Here is a 23,506-nt window from a genome sequence, read left to right on the forward strand (position 1 = left end):
CCTCCCGGACCGGGGTATCGCTGATTGGGAATGGCAACGCCAGCACAGTAGACCGGCCCGGCAACCGTCGACATTTCCCTCGAATGGGTTAAACGGGACTATTCAACTACCGGATTAGTGCCACGGGACGCTCGCCTCACTCCCGCTTCACGCCCCGACCGTCAAGCTTTTCCCACCAGCGCCACTCCGGCCGCTGGGACGCGTGCCACTTGTCGACGCGGGGAGGCGACTAAAGGTGGTCCTGCAAATGAACGACAACGAGCTCAGCCTGGTTACCGACCTCGACGCCACCGACGAGCGGGGAGTTTCGGCCGATCTGGTCCGCGCCTACCTCAACGGAATCGGCCGCACCAAGCTGCTCACCGCCGTTCAGGAAGTCGAACTCGCCAAGCGTATCGAGGCCGGGCTCTTCGCCGAGGAAAAGCTCGCCGATGTCGCGCTTCCGCCGGCCGTACGCGAAGACCTGACGACCGTCGCGGTCGAGGGTCGCGCGGCAAAGGACCACCTGCTGGAGGCCAACCTGCGGCTGGTGGTCAGCATCGCCAAGCGGTACACCGGGCGTGGGATGGCCTTCCTCGACCTCATCCAGGAAGGCAACCTCGGCCTCATCCGCGCCGTCGAAAAATTCGACTACACCAAGGGCTACAAGTTCTCCACCTACGCCACCTGGTGGATCCGCCAAGCCATCACCCGCGCCATGGCCGACCAGGCCCGCACCATCCGCATCCCAGTGCACATGGTCGAGCAGGTCAACCGGATGGTCCGCGCCCGCCGCGATCTCAGCACCTCGCTCGGCCGCGAGCCCACGATCGCCGAGGTGGCCAAGGCGATGGGCGTGCCGGAGTTCCAGGTGATCGAGCTGATCTCGTACGACCGCGAGCCGGTCAGCCTCGACCAGGCGGTCGGCGAAGACGGCGAGAGCGCGCTCGGTGACTTCGTGGCGGGCATCGACCCGCGCGAGGAGCCGGCCGACAGCGTGGCGCAGGGCGAGCTGCGCAGCGAGGTGGAGATCGTGCTCGCCACGCTCTCCCAGCGCGAGCAGGCGGTCATCCGCCTCCGCTTCGGCCTCGACGACGGCCGCCAGCGCACGCTCGACGAGGTGGGCCGCGAGTTCGGCCTCTCCCGCGAGCGGATCCGCCAGATCGAGAAGGTCACGCTGCTCAAGCTGCGCCACCCCTCGCGCGCCAAGCGCCTGGAGGCGTACGCGAGCTGACCCTCAGGGCCGGCAGAGCACTTCGCCGTGGAGGATGGCAAACCAGCCGTCCTCCACGGCGCTCCATTTCCGCCATCCGCTGGAGATCCGCTCCAGCTCCTCCCGCGAGTACCCGGCGGCGAGCGCCTGGCCGGCGATGGCCGAGTGCGTGACCCGGTCCGCCCACATGCCGCCCCACCAGCCGCGATCCTCGTCAGAGGCGAAGCACCACACCGACGCCGTCACGGCCACCTCGCGGAAGCCGGCCTGCCGCGCCCACGCGTGCAGCCGCCGCCCGGCGTCCGGCTCGCCGCCGTTGCGCCGGGCCACGTCGCGGTAGAGGGCCAGCCAGGCGTCCAGCTCCGGCACCTCGGGATACCAGGTCATCGCCGCGTAGTCGGAGTCGCGCGCGGCCACGATCCCGCCCGGCCGGCACACGCGCCGCATCTCGGCCAGCGCGCGCACCGGGTCGCCGACGTGTTGGAGCACCTGGTGGGCGTGTACGACGTCGAAGGAGCCGTCCGGGAAGTCGAGCGCGTGCACGTCGGCGACGGCGAACTCGACGTTGGCGAGGCCGGCTGTCCGGCGCGCCTCGTCCAGCACCGCCTCGGACGTGTCGACCGCGGTGACCCGCCCGGGCGCGACCAGCCTCGCCAGGTCCGCGGTGATCGTGCCGGGACCGCAGCCGACGTCGAGCACGGCGAGCCCGGGCGCGAGGTGGTCGAGGAGGTAGGCCGCGGAGTTTTCCACCGTGCGCCACTTGTGGGAGCGCAGGACCGACTCGTGGTGGCCGTGCGTGTACGTCGCCATGACCAGCACGCTATCGCCGCCCGCCCAGAATCTGGGAGAGCCGTCTCAGTATCAGAGACGGCGCGGGGCGGTGTCGGGGCGCGCGGCGGGCGGCCCGAGCACCACCTCGGCGTGCAGCACCGACAGCCCGTCGACCCGCGCCAGTACCGGGTTGAGCCGCAGCTCGCGTACGTCGGGCCGGTCGTCCGCCAGCCGGCCCACGCGGATCAGCAGCCGGGCCAGCGCCTCCCGGTCGACCGGCCCCGCGCCCCGGTAGCCGCGCAGCAGCGGCGCCGCCCTCGGCTCGTCGAGCATCGCGGCCGCGTCCCGGTCGGTCAGCGGGGCCGGCCGCCAGACCCGGTCGCCGAGCAACTCGGTGGCGACGCCGCCCAGCCCGAAGCCCACCACCGGCCCGAACGCCGGGTCCTCCACCAGCTCCACCACGCACGCGACGCCCGGCGGCACCATCGCCTGCACCAGCACGCCGCTGCCAAAGCGCTCGGCCATCTCCGTGTACGCCCGGGAGACCGCTGACCCGTCGGCCAGGTCGAGCCGCACCGCGCCGAGGTCGAGGCGGTGCCGCAGTGCCTCCCCCGCCGACTTGAGCGCCACCGGGTAGCCCAGCCGCTCCGCCGCCGCCACCGCCTCCTGCGCCGACTCAGCCGGGAGCGAGGGGACCACCTCGATCCCGTATGCGGTCAGCACGTCGAACGAGTCCACTGTGGCCACCTCGGGCACCGTCCCAGGTGGACGGCGCAGCCAGTCGGCGTACGCGGAGACGCGGGCCAGCGCGCGCACCGCCTCCTCCACGGTGGCGTACGCGGGCAGGCCGGCCGGCATCCGGTCGACGAGGGACGTCACCACCGTCGGCTTGTCACCGGCCAGCGCCACGCTCGCCAGCGCGGTGGCGAAGTCGGCGTCCTCATCGAAAAGTTGCCCCGGTACGGGCGGCGCCACGGCCACCACCAGCGCGTCCACTCCCCCGTCGGTGGCCGCCTCGGCGAGCACGTCGCCGAAGTCGTGCGCGCCGGCCTGGGGCGGTACGTCGCGCGGGTAGCCCGGAGCGACCGCCAGCCCGCCATCCGCGCAGGCGGCCGCGGCGAGCTGGGTCAGCGCGGTCGAGTTGCCCACGATGCCGACGCGGCGGCCGGTCGGCAGCGGCTGGTGCGCCAGCAGCACGCCCACGTCGAAGAGCTCGACCACCGTGTCCACGCGGATCACGCCGGCGTGGGCGAAGAGCGCCGCCACACCTGCCCGGTCGGGACCAGCCCCGCCGGGCGGCCGGGCCGGCGAGGCGACCGCCACGATCGGCTTGGTACGCCCGATCCGCCGGGCCAGCCGGGCGAACTTGCGCGGGTTGCCGAAGCTCTCCAGGTACAGCAGGATCACGTCGGTCGCGGGGTCGTCCTCCCAGTACTGCATCAGGTCGTTGCCGGAGACGTCGGCGCGGTTGCCCGCCGAGACGAAGGTCGACAGCCCCAGGCCGCGCCGGTCCGCCTCGGCCAGCAGCGCCACGCCCAGCGCGCCCGACTGGCTGAAGAAGCCGGCCCGCCCCGGCCGCGGCAGCCGCGGGGCGAGCGTGGCGTTGAGGCGTACCTGCTCGTGTGTGTTGGCCACGCCGAGACAGTTGGGGCCGACGACCCGCATGCCCGCCGCGTGCGCCGCCCGGGTCAGCTCCCGCTCGGCGGCCGCCCCGCCCTCCGTACCCGTCTCGGCGAAGCCGGCCGAGACCACGACGAGGCCGTGGACGCCGGCGGCGGCCGCGTCGTCGACCACGCCGGGCACCGCCGGCGGCGGCACCGCCACCACCGCGAGGTCGATGCCCTCGGCCAGCCGCGCCGACCGGAGCGCGGGCAGGCCACCGACGAGGTCGGCGGTGGGATGGATGGGATGTACGGCACCGGTGAAGCCGCCGTCGCGCAGGTGCCCCAGGATCGCCGCGCCGATGCCGTGGCCGCTCGCGCTGGCCCCGTAGACCACCACGCCGCGCGGGCTGAGCAGCCGCGCGATCGACCGCGCCTCGGCCGTCTGCTCCCGCCGCCACTGCACCTCGAGCGACTGCTCGGTCGGCTCGATCGGGAAGGCGAGGTGCACGACGCCGTCCGCGTACTGGCGCTGGATCTGGTAGCCGGCGTCGGCGAAGACCCGGAGCATCGCCGAGTTTTCGGGTAGCACCTCGGCCACGAACCGGCGCACGCCCGCCTCCCGGGCCGCGGCGGCGAGGTGTTCCAGCAGCACCGAGCCGATCCCCCGCCCCTGGTGTGCGTCCTCCACCACGAATGCCACCTCGGCGTCCTGCGACTCCGGGCCGAGCCGCTCGTACCGGCCGACCGCCAGGATCCGGTCGCCCGTCTCGATCACGAAGGCCTCACGCGCGTCGTGGTCTACGGTGACGAAGCGCCGCAGGTCGCGTTCGGGGATCCGGGGGTACGGCGAGAAGTAGCGCAGGTATCGCGTGCGCTCGGAGAAGCGCGAGTGCATGGCGACGATGGCGGGAGCGTCCTCCGGCTGGATCTGTCGCAGGTGGACGGCCCCGCCGTCGCTCAGCAACACGTCCGCGGCGCGGTCCACAGTGGTCAGTCCCGGGGGTCGTGGGGGTCGAGGCCGTGCAACGGGAACACCGCCTTGCGGGTCGCCACGATGGCGCGGTCGACCGCGTCCGGCTCGCTCCCCGGCTGCCACGGCAGGTACGACACGTCGGCGTCGTCGGTCATCCGCAGCGGCACCTCGCGCTCCGGCCGCCGGCGCTTGGCCAGCGCGCGCCACTCCAGCGGGGTGAGCGTCGCCGGCGCGATCGGGTCGCCGGTCGCGGTGGCCAGCAGGTGCGTCCAGGTCCGCGGGACGACCTCGACCAGCGCGTATCCGCCACCGCCGGTCGCGACCCACCGCCCCTCGCACAGCTCCTCGGCGAGCTCGCGCAGCGCGAGGTGGGCGGCGCGCTGCCCATCGACGGAGAGGCGCAGGTCGGCCAGCGGGTCGAGCCGGTGGCTGTCGGCGCCGCACTGGGTCACCAGCACCTGCGGCCGGAACGCGCGGAGCACCGACGGCACCACCGCGTGGAAGGCGCGCAGCCAGCCCGGGTCGGCGGTGCCCGGCGGGAGGGCGACGTTGACCGAGGTGCCCTCGGCCCCCTCGCCACCGGTCTCCTCGGGGAAGCCGGTGCCGGGGAAGAGCGTGAGTGGCGTCTCGTGCAGGCTGACCGTGAGCACGCGCGGGTCGCCGTAGAAGGCCGCCTGCACTCCGTCGCCGTGGTGTACGTCGATGTCGACGTAGCCGACCCGCTCCGCGCCCAGGTCGAGCAGGCGGGCGATGGCGACGGCGGGGTCGTTGTAGACGCAGAAGCCGGCCGCCCGCGCGGGCATCGCGTGGTGCAGCCCGCCGGCGACGTTGACCGCCCGCTTCGCCTCACCCCGCCACACCGCCTCGGCGGCCGCGAGCGTGGCGCCGCAGACCAGCGCGCTCGCCTCGTGCATGCCGTCGAAGATCGGGTTGTCCGGCGTGTTGAGCCCCCAGCCGGTAAAGAACGGGTCGTCCGGCGCGGCCCGCACCGCCGCGACGTAGTCCGGACGGTGCACGCGGGTGAGCGCGGCGTCGTCGGCCGGCTTGGGCGCCACGACGCGCACGCCGGCGCGGTCGAGGATGCCCAGCTCACGGGCGAGCGCGATGGTCAGCTCCACGCGCACCGGGTCGAGCGGGTGATCGCCCATGTCGTATCCCAGCAGGGCCTCGTCCCACACCACCACCGTGCTCCCGCTCATGCCCACCCCGCTCCGTCGCTCGGCGCTCGTCCACCGTCCCGCCCGAGGCCCGCAGCCTCGCGACTCCCGCTCATGCCTACCCCGCTCCGTCGCTCGGCGCTCGTCCACCGTCCCGCCCAAGGCCCGTAGCCTCGCGACTCCCGCTCATGCCCACCCCGCTCCGTCGCTCGGCGCTCGTCCACCGTCCCGCCCAAGGCCCGTAGCCTCGCGACTCCCGCTCATGCGGCTCATCGTCGCACGGCTACGAGCAGCCGCACCCCGTAGCGCGGACGCGGGCGAAAGCGCCCGTGGATTCAGGCCACGGGGCGGTCGGGGTCCGTGATCCACTCACTCCACGACCCCACGTAGAGCGCGGCGTCCGTGCGACCGGCCAGGTGGAGCGCGAGTACGGTGTGCGCCGCGGTGATCCCTGAGCCGCAGTACGCGCCGACCCGTACCCCCTCGTCGACACCGGCCTCGGCGAACCGCGACCGGATGGCGCCGGCGGCGCGCAACCGGCCGTCGGCCTCGAGATGGTCGGTGGTCGGGAGGTTGACCGCGCCGGGGATGTGCCCGGCGACCGGGTCGACCGGCTCCACCTCACCCCGGTATCGGGGCGCCGCCCGTACGTCGACCAGCACGCCCTCGCTGGCCAGCCGCCCGGCCGCCTCGGCGTCGAGCACCGGCAGGCCGCCCGGGCGCACCGTGATGTCGCCCGGCTCGGGGCTCGGCACCTCGGTGGTCACCGGCAGCCCGGCCGCGACCCACGCCGGGTAGCCACCGTCGAGCACCCGCACAGTCGCGTGCCCCGCCCAGCGCAGGGTCCACCAGGCGCGGGCGGCGGAGAGGCCGTCGCCGAGGTCGTATGCCACGACCGGGTGACCCTCGCGCACCCCGGCCTCACGCAGCACGCGCTGGAGGTTGGCGGGGTCGGGCAGCGGATGGCGCCCACCGTCGCCCGGCGGGCCGCACAGGTCGGCGTCGAGGTCGAGGAAGACGGCGCCGGGCAGGTGGCCCGCGGCGTAGTCATCGCGGCCCGGTGGGCCGGCCAGACGCCACCGGACATCGATCAGCGTTGGGGGAATATCGGACCTCAGCTCCGTCGCGAGGAGGGCTGGGTCCGCGATAAGATCCTCGGGTACGGTCACGCGGTCCAGTCAACCACCGCGAGTGCCGCGCTGCGGGACAGGCTGCGCCGTCGCGCAGGGGTAGCATGGTGCAGGGAGGGCTGCACTGTGAACGACTTGGTCGACACCACTGAGATGTACCTGAAGACCATCCTCGAGCTCGAAGAGGAGGGTGTTCCACCGCTGCGTGCGCGCATCGCCGAGCGGCTCCACCAGAGCGGCCCCACTGTCAGCCAGACCGTCGCCCGGATGGAGCGCGACGGGCTGCTCACCGTCGAGGGCGACCGCCACCTCCAGCTCACCGAGACCGGTCGTCTCCACGCCGTCTCGGTGATGCGCAAGCACCGCCTCGCCGAGCTCCTGCTGGTCAACGTGATCGGCATGCCCTACGAGGAGGCCCACGAGGAGGCCTGCCGGTGGGAGCACGTCATGAGCGACACGGTGGAGAAGAAGGTCTACGAGCTGCTCAACCGCCCCACCCGCTCCCCCTACGGCAACCCGATCCCGGGCCTCGACGCACTCGGCAACGGCGCGTTCCCGGCCGTCGGCGGTGACGACGGTGGCGAGCGCAATCTCGCGTTCCCTGGCCTCACCGGCCAGGTCGTGGTCCGGCGCATCTGCGAGAGTGTTCAGACCGATGCCGATGTGCTCCGCCAGCTCCACGCGGCGGGCGTCGACCCCGGCGTGACCGTGACGGTGGCTCAGGAGCGCGACGGCGTGACCATCGACCGCTCCGGCGACAAGGTCCGCCTCCCGCGCGAGGTGGCCTCACGCGTCTTCGTGGCGGCTCGCTAGCCGCTCGCCAAGCTCTCCTCGGGGCGGCCTTCGGGCCGGCCCGATGTATCTCCCGGCCCGCCATTAGTGGATCGTGAAACCGCGGAGGGCGAGGCTGCGGGAGCAGCGGTCTGGACCGCGACGGGCATCGCGGCAGCTCAAATCTCGTGAAACGGATCTTGCTAGACGCTGGTCTGGTTGATCTCCTTGGCGAGGTCGACCAGCTTGGGGGCGAGCGCGTCGGCGGTCGACTTCGGCTCGCCCTGGGCGGACGTGTAGCGCAGCACGATCAGCCGCGCGTCGGCGGTCAGCCACCCCACCTCGACGCCGGGTCCGGCGGTGCCGCCGGCGCCCCGGATCTGCCGGTAGGCCGCCTTGCCCAGGCCCTTGACGGCGGCCGCGCCCTCGGGCGTCAGCTCCTCCTGGAAGATCGCCGCATCGGCCTGCGTGACGGTCACCGACAGCACGAGGTCGGGGCGCGGGGCGCTCATCGACTGCACGGCGCAGGTGTAGGTCTTGTCGACCTTGCGGGCCGCCGCCACGTCGAACTTGACGCCCACGATCCGCTCGATCAGCACGTAGTCGAGCAGCTGGCAGACGCCTCCCGCCGCGGCCGCGGGGATCTCGGGGGCCACCGGCGCGGGCGTGGGCGGTGTGTCGGCCGAAGCCTCGGCCCCGCAGCCGGCGAGGAGCAGCAGCAACAGGCTGGCGCCGAGGCGCCGCGCGCGCGTACGCAAGTGGTGGTCCTCCTGTCCGCGGCATTGCGTGATCGCTGCTCAGACCCGGCGCGCCGGTGCCCGATCAGGCCAGCGCGCCCAGCCGGCGCCACGCGGGCGCCCGCTCCGGGATCGGTCCGGCGGGCGCGGGCGAGGTCCAGGCGGCGCCTGGCCCACCACGAACGCGGATCCGCGGACAGACCCGAAAGTCCGTCGGCCACGATAGGCCCTCAGCGGGCGGCAGGGAACCCCGGCATGTGCGACACGATGTGCTTCGCGATCTCCAACGAGCTGGTGGCCGCCGGCGAGGGGGCGTTGAGCACGTGTACCTGCCGCTCCCGCGTCACGATCAGGAAGTCGTCGACCAGCGAACCGTCCGGGGCGATGGCCTGCGCGCGTACGCCCGCTTCGGTGCGCACCAGGTCGCCCTCGGTCACCTCCGGCACCAGGCGCGCGAGGCTCTGCGCGAACCGCCGCGTGGAGAGCGACCGCCGCACCTCGGTCAGGCCGTATCCGAAGTGGCGCCGGGCGAGCCGCCACAGTCCGGAGTAGACAGCGAAGTCGGCGATGTCGCGCGGGTTGACCCGGGCCCAGTTGTAGCCCTCGCGGGCCAGGGCGAGCACCGCGTTGGGTCCAGCATGGACGGTGCCGTCGACCATGCGGGTCAGGTGCACCCCGAGGAACGGGAACTGCGGGTCGGGCACCGGGTAGATCAGCCCACGCACCAGGTCACGCCGGTCGGCGCGCAGCTCGAAGTACTCACCGCGGAACGGGATGATCCGTGCCGGCGGGTCGACTCCCGCCAGCCGCGCCACCCGGTCGGCGTGCAGCCCGGCGCAGTTGACCAGCACGTCGGCGCGGACGTCGCCGAGTGTCGTCTCGACGATCTGACGGTCGCCGCGTGCCGCGATGCCGGTCACCTTGGCCCCGAAGCGCACCTCGGCGCCCGCCTTCTCGGCGAGGGCGGCGAGCGTGTGGGACACCGCGGTGAAGTCGGCGATGCCGGTCGAGGCGACGTGCAGCGCCTGTACGCAGTTGACGTGCGGCTCGTACTCCCTGGCCTCGGCCCGGTCGAGCAACCGCACCGGCAGGCCGTTGGCCACGGCGCGCTCGTGCAGCGCGCGGAGGCGGGGCAATTCCTCCTCCTCGGTGGCCACGATCAGCTTGCCGCACACCTGGTGGGGGATGCCGTGCTCGACGCAGAACTCGACCATCGACTGCGAGCCGGCCCGGCAGAGGGTCGCCTTGAGGCTGCCCGGCTTGTAGTAGACGCCCGCGTGGATCACGCCGGAGTTGTGGCCGGTCTGGTGCGCGGCCGCCCGCGCCTCCTTCTCCAGCACGGTGACCTGCGCGTCCGGAAACTCCTGGGTGATCCGGTGCGCGACCGCGAGGCCCACGATGCCGGCCCCGACCACCACAAACTTCGCCATGGCCGGACAGTACCCTGCCCCCAGCGCCCGCGGCCCTGATCGGTCAGCCTGCCGACGCCGGCTCAGCCGCTCGTCTGGATCTCGACGCCGTCCAGGTAGGGGCAGTGGCGGCAGCCTCGGCCGCAGCAGTTGCCGCGCTTGGCGTGAAAGCCGGCGGTCAGCACGAAGAGGCCGGTGTCGGGGTCGAGGTAGCCGGCGTCACCGGCCGCGAGGGCGGCGTCGTGCGCGGCGATGATCTCCTCACGGCGGGGGTGGTCGAGCGGCAGCCGGGACGGATGAGGCTCGTCGAGGGGTCGGGGCGCGAGAGGCTCCGCGTCTTCAGGGGCTCCACGCCGGTCCACGCCCCGACCCTATCGCCGGCCTACCTCGCCGCCGCCTCGTCCTCCGGCACGGTGGTCGGCACCACGCTCCCTGGAAGGGCGGCAGGCGCCGCGCTCTCCGGCACGGTGCTCTCCGGCGCCGCGCTCCCCGGCACGGTGCTCTCCGGCGCCGCGCTCCCCGGCACGGTGGCAGGCGCGGCGCGCTCCGTCGCGACCAGCGCGGCCACCGCGCCCAGCAGCACCGCCGTCCCCGCCACGGCCGCGCCGGAGAGCCGCTCGCCAAGCAGCGTCACCGCGATCCCGGCCGCCACGACCGGCTCCAGCAGCGCCACGACCGAGGCGGTCGCCGCGCGTACGCGGGCGAGGCCGGCGAAGAAGAGGCCGTACGCGAGCGCGCTCGGCACCGCGCCGAGGTATAGCAGCCAGGCGACCGTGCCGGCACCGTAGGCCACGCTGCCGGGCAGCAGCCCTTCGGCGAGCGCGAGCGGGAGCAGGCACACTCCTCCGACCACGAAGCCGGCGAGCGCGGTGTCGTAGGGGCGTCCCGCCGTACCCCGGGATCGGGTCAGGAGGGTGACCACCGCGTAGCCGGCGGCGGAGAGGAGGGCCAGGCCGATGCCGAGGGCGGGGCGGGTACCCGCTTCGGTTGATCCACCGGTCAGCAGGACCAGGCCGGCGAGCGCGAGCGCGACGGCGGCCATGCCGGGGCGGCCGAGGCGCTCGCCCATCGTGACCCGGGCGCCGAACGCGATCAGCACCGGACCCGCGCCCAGCGTGACGACCGTGCCGACGGCCAGCCCGGTGTGGGCGACCGCGCCGTAGAACGCGGTCTGATAGACGGCCAGCCCCACGCCGATGGCGGCGAGCGTGCCCCAGCGGCGGCGGGCTAGCGGGGTGCGGTGCCGCCGTACCACGGCCACGGCCACGGCCACGGCCACGGGCGAGGAATGGGCGATGAGCGGGGTGCGGCGGCGCCGCATCGTGACGATGGCCGAGAGGATGGCGGCGCCGATGGCGAAGCGCCACCACGACACGGCGATCGGGCCGAGGCCGCTGGTGCGGTAGAGGAGGGCCGCGACGGCGCCGCCCGTACCCCAGGCGGTCGCGGCGACGGCGATGGACAGGAAACCACGTGCGGGCATGCGAAAACTCCACTGTGGATAGTTGACGGGACCACGCGAACGCGGGCGGCAACCATCGGCCGTCGGACCTCACCGGGTCCGGCGGCGGCGTCGCTCAGTGGAGGGCCGCCCGCCAGTGCGGTGACCACCAACGTGCGACCGGCCGCCTTGGCCGCGGGCAGCGGCCTGGCGAAAGCCGGCGAAGGTCGGTGGTCGCCGCGCTAGCGGACGGGAGGGGGAAGCACGCCGAGATGCACGGGACAGAACCTAGCTGGTACGGGCGGAAACGTCGCCGGAATTCCTGCCACTGGGCGTCAGTCGCCCGCCCGATGATGCCCCCATGAATGACTTCGACTTCCTGATCGGCACCTGGCACGTCGCCAACCGCCACCTCGTCAAGCGCCTCGCGGGCAGCGACGAGTGGGAGACCAACTGGCACATGTACCTCACTCGCGCCGCCGCCTGATACGCGTGTGGCCGCCCCCTCCCGGGGGCGGCCACGACACGAGAGAACCGTCAGCTGCAACCGCTGGTGGAGCCGCAGCCCTCGCAGACGTAGCAGCTACCCGCCGGGCGCATCTTGGTGCCGCAGGTGAAGCAGAGCGGCGCGTCGGCCGCCTTGCCGATCACCGCTTCCAGCAACTCGGTCGACGAGCCCACCTGGTGCACCGGCTTGGCGTCCGCCTCGTCGGTGGCCGCGGACGACGGGGGCACCGGTGCGGACACGGGAGCCGACTGGGCCATGCCGGCCAGGTCGAGCGTGCCCTCGGACTCCGCCGCGACCTGGGCGGCCCGCTCCTGGGCGGTGAAGATGCCCAGCTCGGCGCGGCGCTCGTACGGCAGGAAGTCGAGCGCCAGCCGCCGGAAGATGTAGTCCATCACCGACGCCGCCATGCGGATGTCCGGGTCGTCGGTCATGCCCGCCGGCTCGAAGCGCATGTTGGTGAACTTGCTGACGTACGTCTCCAGCGGCACTCCGTACTGCAAGCCGATCGAGATGGCGACCGAGAAGGCGTCCATCACGCCGGCGAGCGTCGAGCCCTGCTTGGACATCTTGAGGAAGACCTCACCGAGGCCGTCGTCGGGGTAGGACGAGGCGGTGAGGTAGCCCTCGGCCCCGCCGACCGAGAACGACACCGTCTCGGAGGGGCGCTTCTTCGGCAGCCGCTTGCGGACCGGACGGTACTCCACGACCGGCGCGGGAGCGGCGACCTCGACGACCGCGGCGGGCTTCTTGGCGACCGACAGCGGCTGCCCCACCTTGCAGTTGTCGCGGTAGATGGCGAGCGCCTTGAGGCCGAGCTTCCAGCCCTCGTAGTAGATCTGCTCGACATCCTCGATGGTGGCCGACTCTGGCATGTTGACCGTCTTGGAGATGGCGCCGGAGATGAACGGCTGCACCGCCGCCATCATCCGCACGTGGCCCATCGGCGCGATCGAACGCTCGCCCATCGCGCAGTCGAAGACCGCGTAGTGCTCCGACTTGAGGCCGGGCGCGTCGACCACGTGGCCGTGCTCGGAGATGTGCTCGACGATCGCCTCGACCTGCTCCTCGGGGTAGCCGAGCGCGCGGAGCGCCCGCGGCACCGTCTGGTTGACGATCTGCATCGAGCCGCCGCCGACCAGCTTCTTGAACTTGACCAGCGCCAGGTCGGGCTCCACACCGGTGGTGTCGCAGTCCATCATCAGGCCGATGGTGCCGGTGGGGGCGAGGACCGAGGCCTGCGAGTTGCGCCAGCCGCTCTTGTCGCCGATCTTGTTGCCCTGCGTCCACTGCTTGGTCGCCTCGCGCACGATCGCGGTGGCCACCGGGTGGGACGGCTTGATCGCGTCATTGGCGGCGGCGTGCTTGCGCATGACCCGCTTGTGCGGCTCGGCGTTGCGCGCGTACCCCTCGTAGGCGCCCACCACGCCGGCCAACTCGGCCGAGCGACGGTAGGCGGTGCCGGTCATCAGCGACGTGATCGCGGCGGCGACCGAGCGGCCACCGTCGGAGTCGTACGGCAGGCCGGAGGCCATCAGCAGCGCGCCCAGGTTGGCGTATCCGATGCCGAGCTGGCGGTAGGCGCGGGTGGTGACCCCGATCTTCTCGGTGGGGAAGTCGGCGAAGCAGATCGAGATGTCCATCGCGGTGATGACGAACTCGACCGACCGCACGAACTTCTCCACCTCGAAGCCCCCGTCGGCGCGGAGGAACTTCATGAGGTTGAGCGAGGCGAGGTTGCACGAGGAGTTGTCGAGGTGCAGGTATTCCGAACACGGGTTGGACGCGGTGATCCGCCCGGTCTCGGGGCAGGTGTGCCAGTCGTTGATCGTGTCGTCGTACTGCAGGCCGGGGTCGGCGCACTCCCACGCGGCCTGAGCGATCGAGCCGAAGAGCTTCTTGGCGTCGATGGTCTCCACGACCGAGCCGTCGAGGCGGGCCCGCAGGTCGAAGCTGGTGCCCTCGTCGACCGCGCGCATGAACTCGTCGGAGACGCGGACCGAGTTGTTGGCGTTCTGGTACTGCACGCTGACGATGTCGCGACCGCCGAGGTCCATGTCGAAGCCGGCGTCGCGGAGCGCTCGGACCTTGTCTTCCTCACGCGCCTTGGTCTGCACGAACTCCTCGATGTCGGGGTGGTCGACGTCGAGGATGACCATCTTGGCCGCGCGCCGGGTCGCGCCGCCCGACTTGATCGTGCCGGCGCTCGCGTCGGCGCCGCGCATGAAGCTGACCGGGCCGGAGGCGGTGCCGCCGCTGGAGAGCAGCTCCTTGGAGGAGCGGATGCGGGAGAGGTTGACGCCGGAGCCGGAGCCGCCCTTGAAGATCAGGCCCTCCTCCTTGTACCAGTCGAGGATCGAGTCCATCGAGTCGTCGACGGCGAGGATGAAGCAGGCGCTGACCTGCTGCGGCGAGGGCGTGCCGACGTTGAACCAGACCGGCGAGTTGAAGCTGAACACCTGGTGCAGCAGCATCCAGGTCAGCTCGTGCTCGAAGATCTCCGCGTCGGCCGGCGAGGCGAAGTAGCCGTGCTGCTCCCCCGCGGCCCGGTAGGTCTTCACCACCCGGTCGATGAGCTGCTTGAGCGACCACTCCCGCTGCGGCGTCCCGACCGCGCCGCGGAAGTACTTGGTCGTCACGATGTTGGCCGCGTTGATGCTCCAGAAATCGGGGTATTCGACGCCCCGCTGCTCGAAGTTGATCGAGCCGTCGCGCCAGTTGGTCATCACGACGTCGCGGCGCTCCCAGGCCACCTCGTCGTACGGGTGGACGCCCTCGGTCGTCCACACCCGCTCGACCTTGAGCCCCCCGCTCGCGCTACGTGTCGCACGCCCTTTACCTGCGCTCACGCCTTCCCCCGACATAGTCAAACGCCCCCTTGGACCACACTTAAAGATCAAAAACCGAAAACCTACGGGGTACGACCACCGGCCGGCTCGGGCACCGGAGGATGAGCCGCCTCCTCCGCTCGCCCGCCGCCCTCCCGCGCCGCCGCGGCTGCGCGCAGTGACGCGATCTCCCGCTCGAAGTCGCCGAGTGACTCGAACGACCGGTAGACGCTCGCGAACCGCAGGTAAGCCACCTCGTCCAGCTCGCGCAGCGGCCCCAGGATGGCGAGGCCCACGTCGTGGCTGGGAATCTCGGCGGCACCGCGGGCCCGGACGGTCTCCTCGACCTTCTGCGCGAGGATCGCGATCGAGTCTTCGTCGACCGGACGCCCCTGGCACGCCTTGCGCACGCCGCCGACGATCTTCGTCCGGCTGAACGGCTCGGTCACCCCGCTGCGCTTCACCACGGCCAGCACGGCCTCCTCGACGGTCGTGAACCGCTTGCCACACTCGGGGCACGCCCGGCGGCGGCGGATCAGCTGACCGTCGTCGGCCTCTCGCGAGTCGACGACCCGGGAGTCGGCGTGCCGACAATACGGACAGCGCATCGACACACCTCCCTTCAGCACCCTCAGGCTATGACGCCCCTGTGACAGTTTCCGCGCACACTGATACCCAGCCGAGCACCACGGCCTGTGGACACGGCTGTGTATGACGTGTGGGAAAGCTGTGTGGAGCGAAACCCAACCTGTGGACGACTTACACCCTTGTAACTACTACATCTAGGGGTTCGACGTTAGGCCAGCGGACGCGCTGACGCAAGCTCAACGTCGTTCCTGCCGGTTGGTGTCGCAGTGTCGTGGATCTCATGGGTTCTTGCTTTTGTTTCTGCACGCTGTTGAGGGGTTCGGGCCGGGGCGGACGGGCGTTGGTGGTGATAATCGATGGATGTCTGAGGCGGGGCCGGAGTGGCGGTTGGTGGTCGTCAACGGGGAGGAGGGGGCGGGGAAGTCGACGGTCGTCCGGGCGTTGTTGCCGCACACGCCGCGAGGTGCCCGGATCGACGCCGAGGACATCGGCCAGACCAACCCCTGCCTCATGGACGACGAGTTCTTCGCCTTGCTGCGCCGCAACGTCGCGCTCCTCGTGGACAGCTTCTGGCGGGCCGGCTACACCAACGTCGTCGCCGGGAGCTTCCTCCGCGACCACGCTGACTACCTGGACTTTCGGCGGCTGCTGCCGCAGCCCTCGGCGGTGTTCCTCGTGGACCTGCTGGTCGACAAGGACGTACGGGACCACCGGCGGGAGACCCGGGCAAAGCGGACCACGCAGGAGTGGCGGGACATGGTCGACCAGATCCCGGAAGACCGGACGATCCGGGAGGCGACCGGCGCCGACTACCGCTATCTCGGCATCGACACCTCGCGGCTGGACGTCGCCGGCACCGTGCGGCGGATCACCGAGGAGATCCCCGAGGTCTACGGCCGGGTCAGCGCGGGAGCTTGAGCTCCTGGCCGGCGTAGACGGTGTAGCCGTCCAGGGCGTTGAGGCGGCGGATCTCCTCGATCACCGCGATCCGGTTGCCCCTGAGATCGTGGCGGTCGACGAGCGACCAGAGCGTGTCGCCCCTCTGGACGACGGTGGTCGGCGCGGCGCCCGGCGGGTCGGCGGCCCGGGAGGCGGTCGCGGCGAGTGTGACCACCGTCGCGGCGAGCAGGAGGAAGAAGATGAACACCACGACCCGCCCTCGCCGGGTGAGCCGGAGCCTCGGCTTGACCGCGGGCCGCGTGTCGGCCCTCACCCATCCCCCACGGGCCGGCACCACCACGCCGGCCGCGGACGCCACCGCGAGCACACTCGTCACGCCCGAGGCGCCCCCGGCACTCCCCGCGCTCACCGCGGCCTGTGCCCCCATCGCGTGCATACCGGCCTCCATCGGTTGGCCCGACCTCCTGGTCGAACGGGAGTTCGATCGAACGGACGTACGATGGTCTACCAGAACATGTGTGCGATGTCGAGGCTCGACGCATGACACGCCGACACGCAGGTCGTACAGATGTTTGAAACTGGCCAATCTTGCCGATACGGTGAGTCCACCGATCCGGGGCACCGCGGCACTATCCCCACGAAAAAGGCGGCCGGTCGGGGCCACGTGCACCACCGCGACCAGGGAGGACAGACCGTGCCCACCGACGAGCAAGGCGGCCGGCAATCGCCGACCCAGCAGAAGAGCGCCAAGGCCACGGCGGCGACCGGCTCGCGGCGGCGCGGCCCGGCCCGGTCCCGGAGTGCCGACGCGCCTCAGCTGCGCGCCGTCACGCCGGTGGTCAGCTCCTTCCCCGACCTCGTGACGGCCGACCTGACCGCGCGGCAGCGGCGGATCCTCGAGTTCATCCGCGACTGGGTGGAGCGCTACGGCTACCCCCCGAGCGTGCGCGAGATCGGCGAGGCGGTGGGGCTGGTCTCCCCGTCGAGCGTGGCCTACCAGCTGAAGGAGCTGGAGCGTAAGGGCTTCCTGCGCCGCGACCCCAACCGCCCGCGCGCCGTCGACGTGCGCCCGCCGAGCGACATGGTCGACGACGAGAGCGCCCGCGCGGCCCGCCCCGCCCCGGCGTACGTGCCGATGCTGGGCCGCATCGCCGCCGGTGGCCCGATCCTCGCCGAGCAGGCGGTGGAAGACGTCTTCCCGCTCCCCCGCGAGCTGGTCGGCGAGGGCGAGGTCTTCATGCTCCAGGTCAAGGGCGACTCGATGGTCGAGGCGGCGATCTGCGACGGCGACTGGGTCGTCGTGCGCCAGCAGCCCACCGCCAACGCGGGCGAGATCGTGGCCGCGATGATCGAGGGCGAGGCGACCGTCAAGACCTACCGCCGGCGCGACGGGCACGTGTGGCTGATGCCGCAAAACCCCGCCTTCGACCCGATCCCCGGTGACGACGCCACCATCCTCGGCCGGGTCGTCGCGGTGCTGCGCCGAGTGAAGTAGGCCGGTAGGCGCGGATCAGTAGCCGTCGTCGGGCTCAGTAGCCGTCGTCGGGCGGATAGGGGCCGCCGCCCTGGGGGCGGCCGTAGACACCGCCCGACGAGTAGGTGCCACCGACGACCGGCGGGCTCTCCTGCGGCGGCCGGCTCTGCCCACCGCCGTAGACGTTGCCACCGCCTCCGCCGCCACCGTAGACGCTGCCACCGCCGCCGCTCCCGCCGCCGTAGACACTGCCGCCGCCCGACGGCGGGCGGGTTGAGCCATACGTGGTGCCGGCGGGCTGGTAGTCGTCGTCGGGCCGCCCCGAGCGGTAGCCCTCGTCGTAGCCGCCCGGGCGCCGATCCCAGCCCGCCTCGTCGTATCCGCCGGGACCGTTGTCGACCGAGGCGGAGGCGACCGCGGCCACACCGGGCGCGGACTGGCGGGCCCTGATCGGGCCGGATGGCTCGTCGGGCGGGAGCTTGAGGCTGGCCGGCGCGCCGGACGTGCGGCGGCGGGCCCGCATGATGCCGAAGATGCCGGCGCCCACCAGGATGGCCCCGACCACGCCGATCGCACCGATCATGTATGTGATGTCGCGGATCGTCAGGTCGTCGGTCCACGAGCCACCACCGGCGCCGCTCGCCGTGCCGCCGGGCACGTCGGCCGTCACCGGTTCCTTCGGCTTTTCCGCGGACGGCGTGTAGCGCATCAGGTCGTTGCTCGCGTCGTCGCCAAGGTTGCCCAGGTCGGAGGCGGTGACGAAGGTCTTGCCGTCGGGGCTGTAGGTGATCGCCTCGCCGAACAGGTCGCTGTCGAGCGGCGTGGACCGCGGCTCGCCGGTCGTCAGCGCCTTGACCACATCGCCGTCGGGCACGTCGTACTCGAACGCGTCGGCGTAGGTGCGCAGCACCACCCGGCTGCCGTCGGGCGCCCGGGCCGCGCCGGTAACGGTCAACCGCCCCACCGCGCCGAACGGGTTGTCGGTCTCCGTCTTGGGGAGCGTGACCTCGCCGACCTTCTTGAGCGGGACCGGCGTCTCGTTGTTTGCCCGCATCTCGGCGGCCGGGCTGTAGAGCTCGGCCTTGCTCGTCGTCTTGGTGATGATGATCGGCGCGTTGTCGGACCCGATCAGCAGCGCCTCGGCATCGCGCTGCTTGCCGTCGGGGTACGACAGGCGATGGATCGTGGGGCGGGACCCGCCGTCGATCGGCATGGTCCACAGCGCCACACTGCGCCGGCGCTCGCGGCTGTCGGGGTTGTCGCCGATGTCGGCGATCCACAGTGTCTTGCCGTCGGGCGAGACGGCCATGTCTTCGGTGTCGCGCGGGCCGTCGCCGCTGTACTGCACGTTTTTGGTGACCTCGCACTGGTTGTCGAGGTAGAAGACGCGCTTGCGGTTGGACGAATTGCTGCTGTCATTGATCGCGATGTATCCACTGCTCGTCGCCACGAGCCCGGAGATCTCGTCGAGCCTGGAATCCGATATGGTGCAGACCTTCTTGCCCGCGGCCAGAGCTGGCGCCGGAAGGGCCAGCCCGGCGCCGACCAGGCCCAGCGCAACCACCACCGAGGACACCAAACGACGCATCAGATCAGTGTCGCACGCCGCGTGCATCGCGTGGGTAACGCTATGTTTCGTCACTCAGAGTGCACAAACGGCGCCAGCTCTGCGGCAAGTGCCTGGTCGACCCGCACATGCAGCTCGGTGCCGCGCTCGGTGTGGCTGGCCGAGAGCACCTCTCCCCGTCGATGGATCCGGGCCACCAGCTCACCTCGGTCGTACGGCACGACGGCGACCAGCTCCACCGCCGGCACCGGCAGCCGCGCCTCGACGGCGGCACGCAGCTCGTCGATGCCCCGGCCGGTGCGCGCGGAGACGAACACCGCGTCCGGCCAGGTGCGCTTGAGCCGCAGCAGCGTCTCCTCGTCAGCCGCGTCGACCTTGTTGACCGCCAGCAGCTCGGGCAGCGTGTCGGCGCCCACCTCGGCGAGCACCTCGCGCACCGCCCGCACCTGCTCCTCCGGGTCGGGGTGGGCGCCGTCGACCACGTGCACGAGCAGGTCGGCGTCGGCCACTTCCTCCAGCGTGGAGCGGAACGCCTCGACGATCTGGTGCGGCAGGTGGCGTACGAACCCGACGGTGTCGGAGAGCGTGTAGACCCGCCCGTCGGGCGTCTCGGCCCGCCGCGTGGTCGGGTCGAGCGTGGCGAAGAGCGCGTCCTCGACCAGCACGCCCGCGCCGGTCAGCCGGTTGAGCAGGCTCGACTTGCCCGCGTTGGTGTATCCCGCGATGGCGATGGCGGGGACGCTGTTGCGGGCGCGGCTGGCGCGCATGGTCTGGCGGATGGTGCGCATGCCCTTGATCTCGCGGCGCAGCCGTGCGATGCGGGTGCGGATGCGACGGCGGTCGGTCTCCAGCTTGGTCTCACCGGGACCGCGCAGGCCCACGCCACCGCCGGCGCCACCGCCCCGCGCGCTGCCGCCGGTCTGGCGGGAGAGGGCCTCACCCCAGCCGCGCAGGCGGGGCAGGAGGTATTCGAGCTGGGCCAGCTCGACCTGCGCCTTGCCCTCCTTGCTCTTGGCGTGCTGGGCGAAGATGTCGAGGATCAGCGCGGTGCGGTCGATCACTTTGACCTTGGTGCGCTGCTCCAGGTTGCGCAGCTGCGACGGGGAGAGCTCGCCGTCGCAGATGACCGTGTCGGCACCGCTCGCGTCGACCACCGAGCCCAGCTCGTCGACCTTGCCTCGCCCGATGTAGGTGGCCGGATCGGGTCGGCTGCGCCGCTGGATCACCCCTTCGAGCACCTGCGAGCCGGCGGTCTCGGCGAGTGCGGCGAGCTCGGTGAGCGAGTTTTCCGCGTCGGTCACGGTGCCCTCGGTCCACACGCCGACCAGCACGACCCGCTCCAGCCGGAGCTGGCGGTATTCGACCTCGGTGACGTCGGCTAGCTCGGTCGACAGGCCGGCGACCCGGCGCAACGCGTTGCGGTCTTCCAGCTCCAGCTCACCCGTCGTGGCGTCTTCGCTCGTGAGAACGACGTCCTGCAAGCTGGTCTCCCTGGTCAGTGTCCGTTTGGTCCGGCCTTCCATGGTGTCACGCGGATCGTTGGAACGCACCTGGGTTAAATACCCAGCCGGCACGGGGGTAGAAATGCCCTGAACCCAGTTGAAGGTCGAAAGGGATCGAACGTGCCCACCACGCGCCTGCCCAGCGCCGGCTTCTCCATCACCATCCGCGTGAGCGTCACCGCCGACGCCTCGGCGATCGGGCGGCTCACCACATGCGTCGGCGAGGCCGGCGCGGTCGTCACCGCGCTCGACGTGGTCGACTCCGACCACCTGCGAGTCACCGTCGACATCACCTGCGACACCGCCGACTCCTCCCACGCCGACCAGGTGGTCAAGGCGCTGGAGGTGCTGCCCGGCGTCGAGGTGCACAAGGTCTCCGACCGCACCTTCCTGCTGCACCTCGGCGGCAAGATCGAGGTCAACTCGAAGGTGGCGCTCCGCAACCGCGACGAGCTCTCCCGGGCGTACACCCCCGGTGTGGCCCGCGTCTGCCTCGCCATCGCGGAAAACCCCGACGACGCCCGCCGCCTCACCATCAAGCGCAACACCGTGGCGGTCGTCACCGACGGCTCGGCGGTGCTCGGGCTCGGCAACATCGGCCCGGCCGCCTCGCTCCCGGTGATGGAGGGGAAGGCGGCGCTCTTCAAGCGCTTCGGTGGCGTCGACGCGTGGCCGGTCGTGCTGGACACGCAGGACACCGAGGAGATCGTGCGGATCGTGCGGGCCATCGCGCCGGCGTACGGCGGCATCAACCTGGAGGACATCGCCGCGCCGCGGTGCTTCGAGATCGAGGAGCGGCTGCGGCAGGAGCTGGACATCCCGGTCTTCCACGACGACCAGCACGGCACCGCGATCTGTGTACTCGCCGCGCTGACCAACGCCCTCCGCGTCGTGGGCAAGGATCTCGCCGACGTGCGGGTCGTCGTCTCCGGAGCCGGAGCCGCGGGTACGGCCATCATGAAGCTGCTGCTGCGCCAGGGGGTCGGCGACGTCATCGCGTACGACCGCAAGGGCGCGCTGCACCGCGGCATGACCGACCTCAGCCCGGCGTGGCAGTGGCTGGCCGAGCACACCAACACCACCGGGTACTCCGGCGACCTGCCCGGCGCGCTGCGCGGCGCGGACGTGTTCATCGGCGTGAGCGCGCCCAACCTGCTCACCGCCGACGACATCGCGACCATGGCGCCCAACTCGATCGTGTTCGCGCTGGCCAATCCAGACCCCGAGGTCGACCCTCGGGAGGCCCGCAAGCACGCCGCGGTGGTGGCGACCGGCCGCTCCGACCAGCCCAACCAGATCAACAACGTGCTCGCGTTCCCCGGCGTCTTCCGGGGGATGCTCGACGCGCACGCCGAGGCGTTCACCGACGAGATGGCGCTGGCCGCGGCCCGCGCGATCGCCGACGTGGTGGGCGAGGAGAAGATCAACCCGAGCGTGATCGTGCCGAGCGTCTTCGACCCGAGGGTCTCCCCCGCGGTGGCGGCGGCGGTACGCGACGCCGCCCGCCCCGCGATCACCTGATCCGGGTCAGCTGGCCGGGCACTGGTCGGACGACTTGCGTTTCGCGATAGCCGCGTCGGCGCCGCCCGCGTACTCCACGAGGGTGTCGCCGGCCGGCTCGTACTGCCACTTGCCGCCCGTGAGGCGCAGCGCGCTGTGGCCGACCTTGTCGCCCTGGCGCCAGGTCAGCTCGACCAGCTCCATGTTGACCGGGCGGACGTCCTGCAGCTCGATCTTCAGGCCCTTCTGGAACGGGCAGGCCGAGTTGACCTTCTCGAAGTCCTTCTGCACGACCTCTTTCTTGGCCGTATCGGTCCACTGCCCCCAGGCGCCGGCCCAGTCACCGTCGGCCAGCAGCGTGAACTGCATGTTGGCCACGTCGAGGGCCTCCTGCACGTTGGGGCCCTCGGGCACCACCGACCCCTCCACCGGGGCTGGTGCCGTGGTTTCACCCTGCGCGGGCGGCGGACCGGCGTTGTCACCCTGCGGGCCGTTGCATCCGGTGGCAAACGCCAGCACAGCGACACCGAGCAGCAAACCGCTGGTCCAGCGCATTGGTCGACCTCCACAAAAATCGATCACAGTCAGTGGGAGCGTTCCCAGTCGAGCAGTCTGACAGGTGGATCAACATCGATCAAGGGGGTCAGCGGGAAAGCTCGGCGGTCAGCTCTCCCGACGCGACGATCACCGCGGGGCCGACCAGGTGGCACTCGGCGCCGTCGAAGGTCACCGTGAGCCGGCCGCCGGGCACGTCGACCGTCACCACGCCCGCGTCGCGCCCGGCACCGGCGAGCGCCACCGCCGCGACGGCCACCGCGCCCGTGCCGCAGGAGAGCGTCTCCCCCGAGCCGCGCTCGTGCACCCGCATGCGGACGTGCGGGCCATCCGCCGCCGCGCCCGAGCCCACCGGCACAAAGAACTCCACGTTGACACCGGCGGGGTAGAACTCCTCGTCGTGGCCAGGCGCCACGTGCAAGTCGAGCGACTCCAGCGGCACCGACGCCGGCAGCGCGCACACCAGATGGGGGTTGCCGCAGTCGACCGCCACGCCGGGCAGCTCCAGGCCGCCGACCCGGGCGCTGCTGTCCCCGTACACCTTGGGGAGGCCCATGTCGACGCTGATGGTCTCGTCGCCGATCACCGCGCGCACGACGCCGGCCCGGGTCTCGATCGGCACCGTGCCGGCCGCGAGGCCGGCGGTGGCGAGGTAACGGGCGAACACGCGGACCCCGTTGCCGCACATCTCGGCGAGCGAGCCGTCCGCGTTCCGGTAGTCCATGAACCAGTCGACTCCGGAGAGCGACGAGCGGGCGACGCGGAGCACACCATCGCCGCCGATGCCGCGCCGCCGGTCGCACAGCGCGGCCACGAACTCGGGCGTGATCTCGGGCGTGCCCTCCGGCAGGACGACGAAGTCGTTGCCGGTGCCATGGCCCTTCAGGAATCGCACACCAACC

21 protein-coding genes are annotated in these 23,506 nt (G+C 71.9%); 6 read left to right on the plus strand and 15 right to left on the minus strand.

The window, feature by feature from the left end; translation table 11 throughout:
* Positions 1-247 precede the first annotated feature (247 nt).
* Complete coding sequence (sigB, locus tag ACFFIA_RS26185) at positions 248-1,213, plus strand: RNA polymerase sigma factor SigB (protein WP_377255016.1); 966 nt, start codon at positions 248-250, stop codon at positions 1,211-1,213.
* A gap of 3 nt (positions 1,214-1,216) precedes the next feature.
* Here sigB and ACFFIA_RS26190 read toward each other — a convergent pair whose 3' ends face one another.
* From ACFFIA_RS26190 to ACFFIA_RS26205, 4 genes are all read right to left on the minus strand, one after another.
* The gene (locus ACFFIA_RS26190; RefSeq protein WP_377255019.1) at positions 1,217-2,002 is read right to left on the minus strand and encodes a methyltransferase domain-containing protein; all 786 of its coding nucleotides are present in this window, start codon (positions 2,000-2,002) and stop codon (positions 1,217-1,219) included.
* A 51-nt stretch (positions 2,003-2,053) separates the two neighbouring features.
* Complete coding sequence (locus ACFFIA_RS26195; protein WP_377255294.1) at positions 2,054-4,561, minus strand: bifunctional acetate--CoA ligase family protein/GNAT family N-acetyltransferase; 2,508 nt, start codon at positions 4,559-4,561, stop codon at positions 2,054-2,056.
* Positions 4,558-5,739: an acetoin utilization protein AcuC gene (locus tag ACFFIA_RS26200; protein ID WP_377255022.1), complete on the minus strand. Its 1,182-nt coding sequence runs from the start codon at positions 5,737-5,739 to the stop codon at positions 4,558-4,560. The genes ACFFIA_RS26195 and ACFFIA_RS26200 overlap by 4 nt, the downstream gene beginning before the upstream one ends.
* Positions 5,740-6,032: 293 nt before the next feature.
* Positions 6,033-6,866, minus strand: coding sequence for a sulfurtransferase (locus ACFFIA_RS26205; RefSeq protein WP_377255025.1), 834 nt, complete (start codon positions 6,864-6,866; stop codon positions 6,033-6,035).
* An 87-nt stretch (positions 6,867-6,953) separates the two neighbouring features.
* Here ACFFIA_RS26205 and ACFFIA_RS26210 point away from each other — a divergent pair, with 87 nt between their 5' ends.
* On the plus strand, positions 6,954-7,640 hold the full coding sequence (locus ACFFIA_RS26210) for an iron-dependent transcriptional repressor DtxR (protein ID WP_377255028.1): 687 nt from the start codon (positions 6,954-6,956) through the stop codon (positions 7,638-7,640).
* Positions 7,641-7,801: 161 nt separating this feature from the next.
* On the opposite strand, the gene ACFFIA_RS26215 is transcribed toward ACFFIA_RS26210, so the two are convergent.
* The 4 genes from ACFFIA_RS26215 to ACFFIA_RS26230 form a co-directional block, all read right to left on the minus strand.
* Positions 7,802-8,356, minus strand: a complete 555-nt coding sequence (locus tag ACFFIA_RS26215; protein WP_377255030.1) for a hypothetical protein — start codon at positions 8,354-8,356, stop codon at positions 7,802-7,804.
* Positions 8,357-8,565: 209 nt separating this feature from the next.
* Positions 8,566-9,765: an L-2-hydroxyglutarate dehydrogenase gene (gene lhgD, locus ACFFIA_RS26220; RefSeq protein ID WP_377255031.1), complete on the minus strand. Its 1,200-nt coding sequence runs from the start codon at positions 9,763-9,765 to the stop codon at positions 8,566-8,568.
* Between the two features lie 62 nt (positions 9,766-9,827).
* Positions 9,828-10,106 carry a C1orf53 family protein gene (locus ACFFIA_RS26225; RefSeq protein WP_377255034.1) on the minus strand — a complete coding sequence of 93 codons (279 nt, stop codon included), beginning with the start codon at positions 10,104-10,106 and terminating at the stop codon, positions 9,828-9,830.
* Positions 10,107-10,126: 20 nt separating this feature from the next.
* Entirely contained in the window at positions 10,127-11,227 is a 1,101-nt protein-coding gene (locus ACFFIA_RS26230) for a DMT family transporter (protein WP_377255037.1), read from the minus strand.
* 319 nt (positions 11,228-11,546) lie between these two features.
* Between ACFFIA_RS26230 and ACFFIA_RS26235 the strand changes: the two genes are divergently transcribed.
* A complete protein-coding gene (locus ACFFIA_RS26235; protein ID WP_377255039.1) occupies positions 11,547-11,672 on the plus strand; it encodes a hypothetical protein in 126 nt (41 codons plus the stop codon).
* 50 nt (positions 11,673-11,722) lie between these two features.
* Here the strand turns inward: ACFFIA_RS26235 and ACFFIA_RS26240 are convergent, their stop codons facing one another.
* Positions 11,723-14,554 (minus strand): vitamin B12-dependent ribonucleotide reductase, encoded by a 2,832-nt coding sequence (locus ACFFIA_RS26240; protein WP_377255042.1) that lies wholly within the window; start codon positions 14,552-14,554, stop codon positions 11,723-11,725.
* Between the two features lie 47 nt (positions 14,555-14,601).
* On the minus strand, positions 14,602-15,126 hold the full coding sequence (gene nrdR, locus ACFFIA_RS26245; protein WP_377255044.1) for a transcriptional regulator NrdR: 525 nt from the start codon (positions 15,124-15,126) through the stop codon (positions 14,602-14,604).
* Positions 15,127-15,466: 340 nt separating this feature from the next.
* Here nrdR and ACFFIA_RS26250 point away from each other — a divergent pair, with 340 nt between their 5' ends.
* Positions 15,467-16,024, plus strand: a complete 558-nt coding sequence (locus ACFFIA_RS26250; protein ID WP_377255048.1) for a hypothetical protein — start codon at positions 15,467-15,469, stop codon at positions 16,022-16,024.
* On the opposite strand, the gene ACFFIA_RS26255 is transcribed toward ACFFIA_RS26250, so the two are convergent.
* Complete coding sequence (locus tag ACFFIA_RS26255; protein ID WP_377255051.1) at positions 16,008-16,442, minus strand: LysM peptidoglycan-binding domain-containing protein; 435 nt, start codon at positions 16,440-16,442, stop codon at positions 16,008-16,010. The genes ACFFIA_RS26250 and ACFFIA_RS26255 overlap by 17 nt on opposite strands.
* A gap of 381 nt (positions 16,443-16,823) precedes the next feature.
* On the opposite strand from ACFFIA_RS26255, the gene lexA reads away from it, so the two are divergent.
* Positions 16,824-17,501, plus strand: coding sequence for a transcriptional repressor LexA (gene lexA, locus ACFFIA_RS26260; RefSeq protein WP_377255297.1), 678 nt, complete (start codon positions 16,824-16,826; stop codon positions 17,499-17,501).
* 34 nt (positions 17,502-17,535) lie between these two features.
* On the opposite strand, the gene ACFFIA_RS26265 is transcribed toward lexA, so the two are convergent.
* Together ACFFIA_RS26265 and hflX are read right to left on the minus strand one after the other, a co-directional pair.
* Positions 17,536-19,068: a hypothetical protein gene (locus ACFFIA_RS26265; RefSeq protein ID WP_377255054.1), complete on the minus strand. Its 1,533-nt coding sequence runs from the start codon at positions 19,066-19,068 to the stop codon at positions 17,536-17,538.
* 50 nt (positions 19,069-19,118) lie between these two features.
* Complete coding sequence (gene hflX, locus ACFFIA_RS26270) at positions 19,119-20,570, minus strand: GTPase HflX (RefSeq protein WP_377255056.1); 1,452 nt, start codon at positions 20,568-20,570, stop codon at positions 19,119-19,121.
* 99 nt (positions 20,571-20,669) lie between these two features.
* Between hflX and ACFFIA_RS26275 the strand changes: the two genes are divergently transcribed.
* Entirely contained in the window at positions 20,670-22,070 is a 1,401-nt protein-coding gene (locus ACFFIA_RS26275; RefSeq protein WP_377255059.1) for an NAD-dependent malic enzyme, read from the plus strand.
* A 6-nt stretch (positions 22,071-22,076) separates the two neighbouring features.
* Here the strand turns inward: ACFFIA_RS26275 and ACFFIA_RS26280 are convergent, their stop codons facing one another.
* Both ACFFIA_RS26280 and dapF read right to left on the minus strand, forming a co-directional pair.
* Positions 22,077-22,604: a hypothetical protein gene (locus tag ACFFIA_RS26280; protein ID WP_377255062.1), complete on the minus strand. Its 528-nt coding sequence runs from the start codon at positions 22,602-22,604 to the stop codon at positions 22,077-22,079.
* An 88-nt stretch (positions 22,605-22,692) separates the two neighbouring features.
* Complete coding sequence (gene dapF / locus ACFFIA_RS26285) at positions 22,693-23,499, minus strand: diaminopimelate epimerase (RefSeq protein WP_377255065.1); 807 nt, start codon at positions 23,497-23,499, stop codon at positions 22,693-22,695.
* Positions 23,500-23,506 lie beyond the last annotated feature (7 nt).

The organism is Phytohabitans kaempferiae, from assembly GCF_042433955.1.
Classification (GTDB): domain Bacteria; phylum Actinomycetota; class Actinomycetes; order Mycobacteriales; family Micromonosporaceae; genus Phytohabitans; species Phytohabitans kaempferiae.

Coding starts and splice junctions, on each gene's coding strand:
- ACFFIA_RS26240 (WP_377255042.1), bottom strand. CDS start 14,554: ATGTCGGGGGAAGGCGTGAGCGCAGGTAAAGGGCGTGCGACACGTAGC.
- ACFFIA_RS26255 (WP_377255051.1), bottom strand. CDS start 16,442: ATGCACGCGATGGGGGCACAGGCCGCGGTGAGCGCGGGGAGTGCCGGG.
- hflX (WP_377255056.1), bottom strand. CDS start 20,570: ATGGAAGGCCGGACCAAACGGACACTGACCAGGGAGACCAGCTTGCAG.
- lhgD (WP_377255031.1), bottom strand. CDS start 9,765: ATGGCGAAGTTTGTGGTGGTCGGGGCCGGCATCGTGGGCCTCGCGGTC.
- nrdR (WP_377255044.1), bottom strand. CDS start 15,126: ATGCGCTGTCCGTATTGTCGGCACGCCGACTCCCGGGTCGTCGACTCG.
- ACFFIA_RS26265 (WP_377255054.1), bottom strand. CDS start 19,068: ATGCGTCGTTTGGTGTCCTCGGTGGTGGTTGCGCTGGGCCTGGTCGGC.
- ACFFIA_RS26190 (WP_377255019.1), bottom strand. CDS start 2,002: ATGGCGACGTACACGCACGGCCACCACGAGTCGGTCCTGCGCTCCCAC.
- ACFFIA_RS26250 (WP_377255048.1), top strand. CDS start 15,467: ATGTCTGAGGCGGGGCCGGAGTGGCGGTTGGTGGTCGTCAACGGGGAG.
- ACFFIA_RS26280 (WP_377255062.1), bottom strand. CDS start 22,604: ATGCGCTGGACCAGCGGTTTGCTGCTCGGTGTCGCTGTGCTGGCGTTT.
- ACFFIA_RS26235 (WP_377255039.1), top strand. CDS start 11,547: ATGAATGACTTCGACTTCCTGATCGGCACCTGGCACGTCGCCAACCGC.
- ACFFIA_RS26200 (WP_377255022.1), bottom strand. CDS start 5,739: ATGAGCGGGAGCACGGTGGTGGTGTGGGACGAGGCCCTGCTGGGATAC.
- sigB (WP_377255016.1), top strand. CDS start 248: ATGAACGACAACGAGCTCAGCCTGGTTACCGACCTCGACGCCACCGAC.
- ACFFIA_RS26230 (WP_377255037.1), bottom strand. CDS start 11,227: ATGCCCGCACGTGGTTTCCTGTCCATCGCCGTCGCCGCGACCGCCTGG.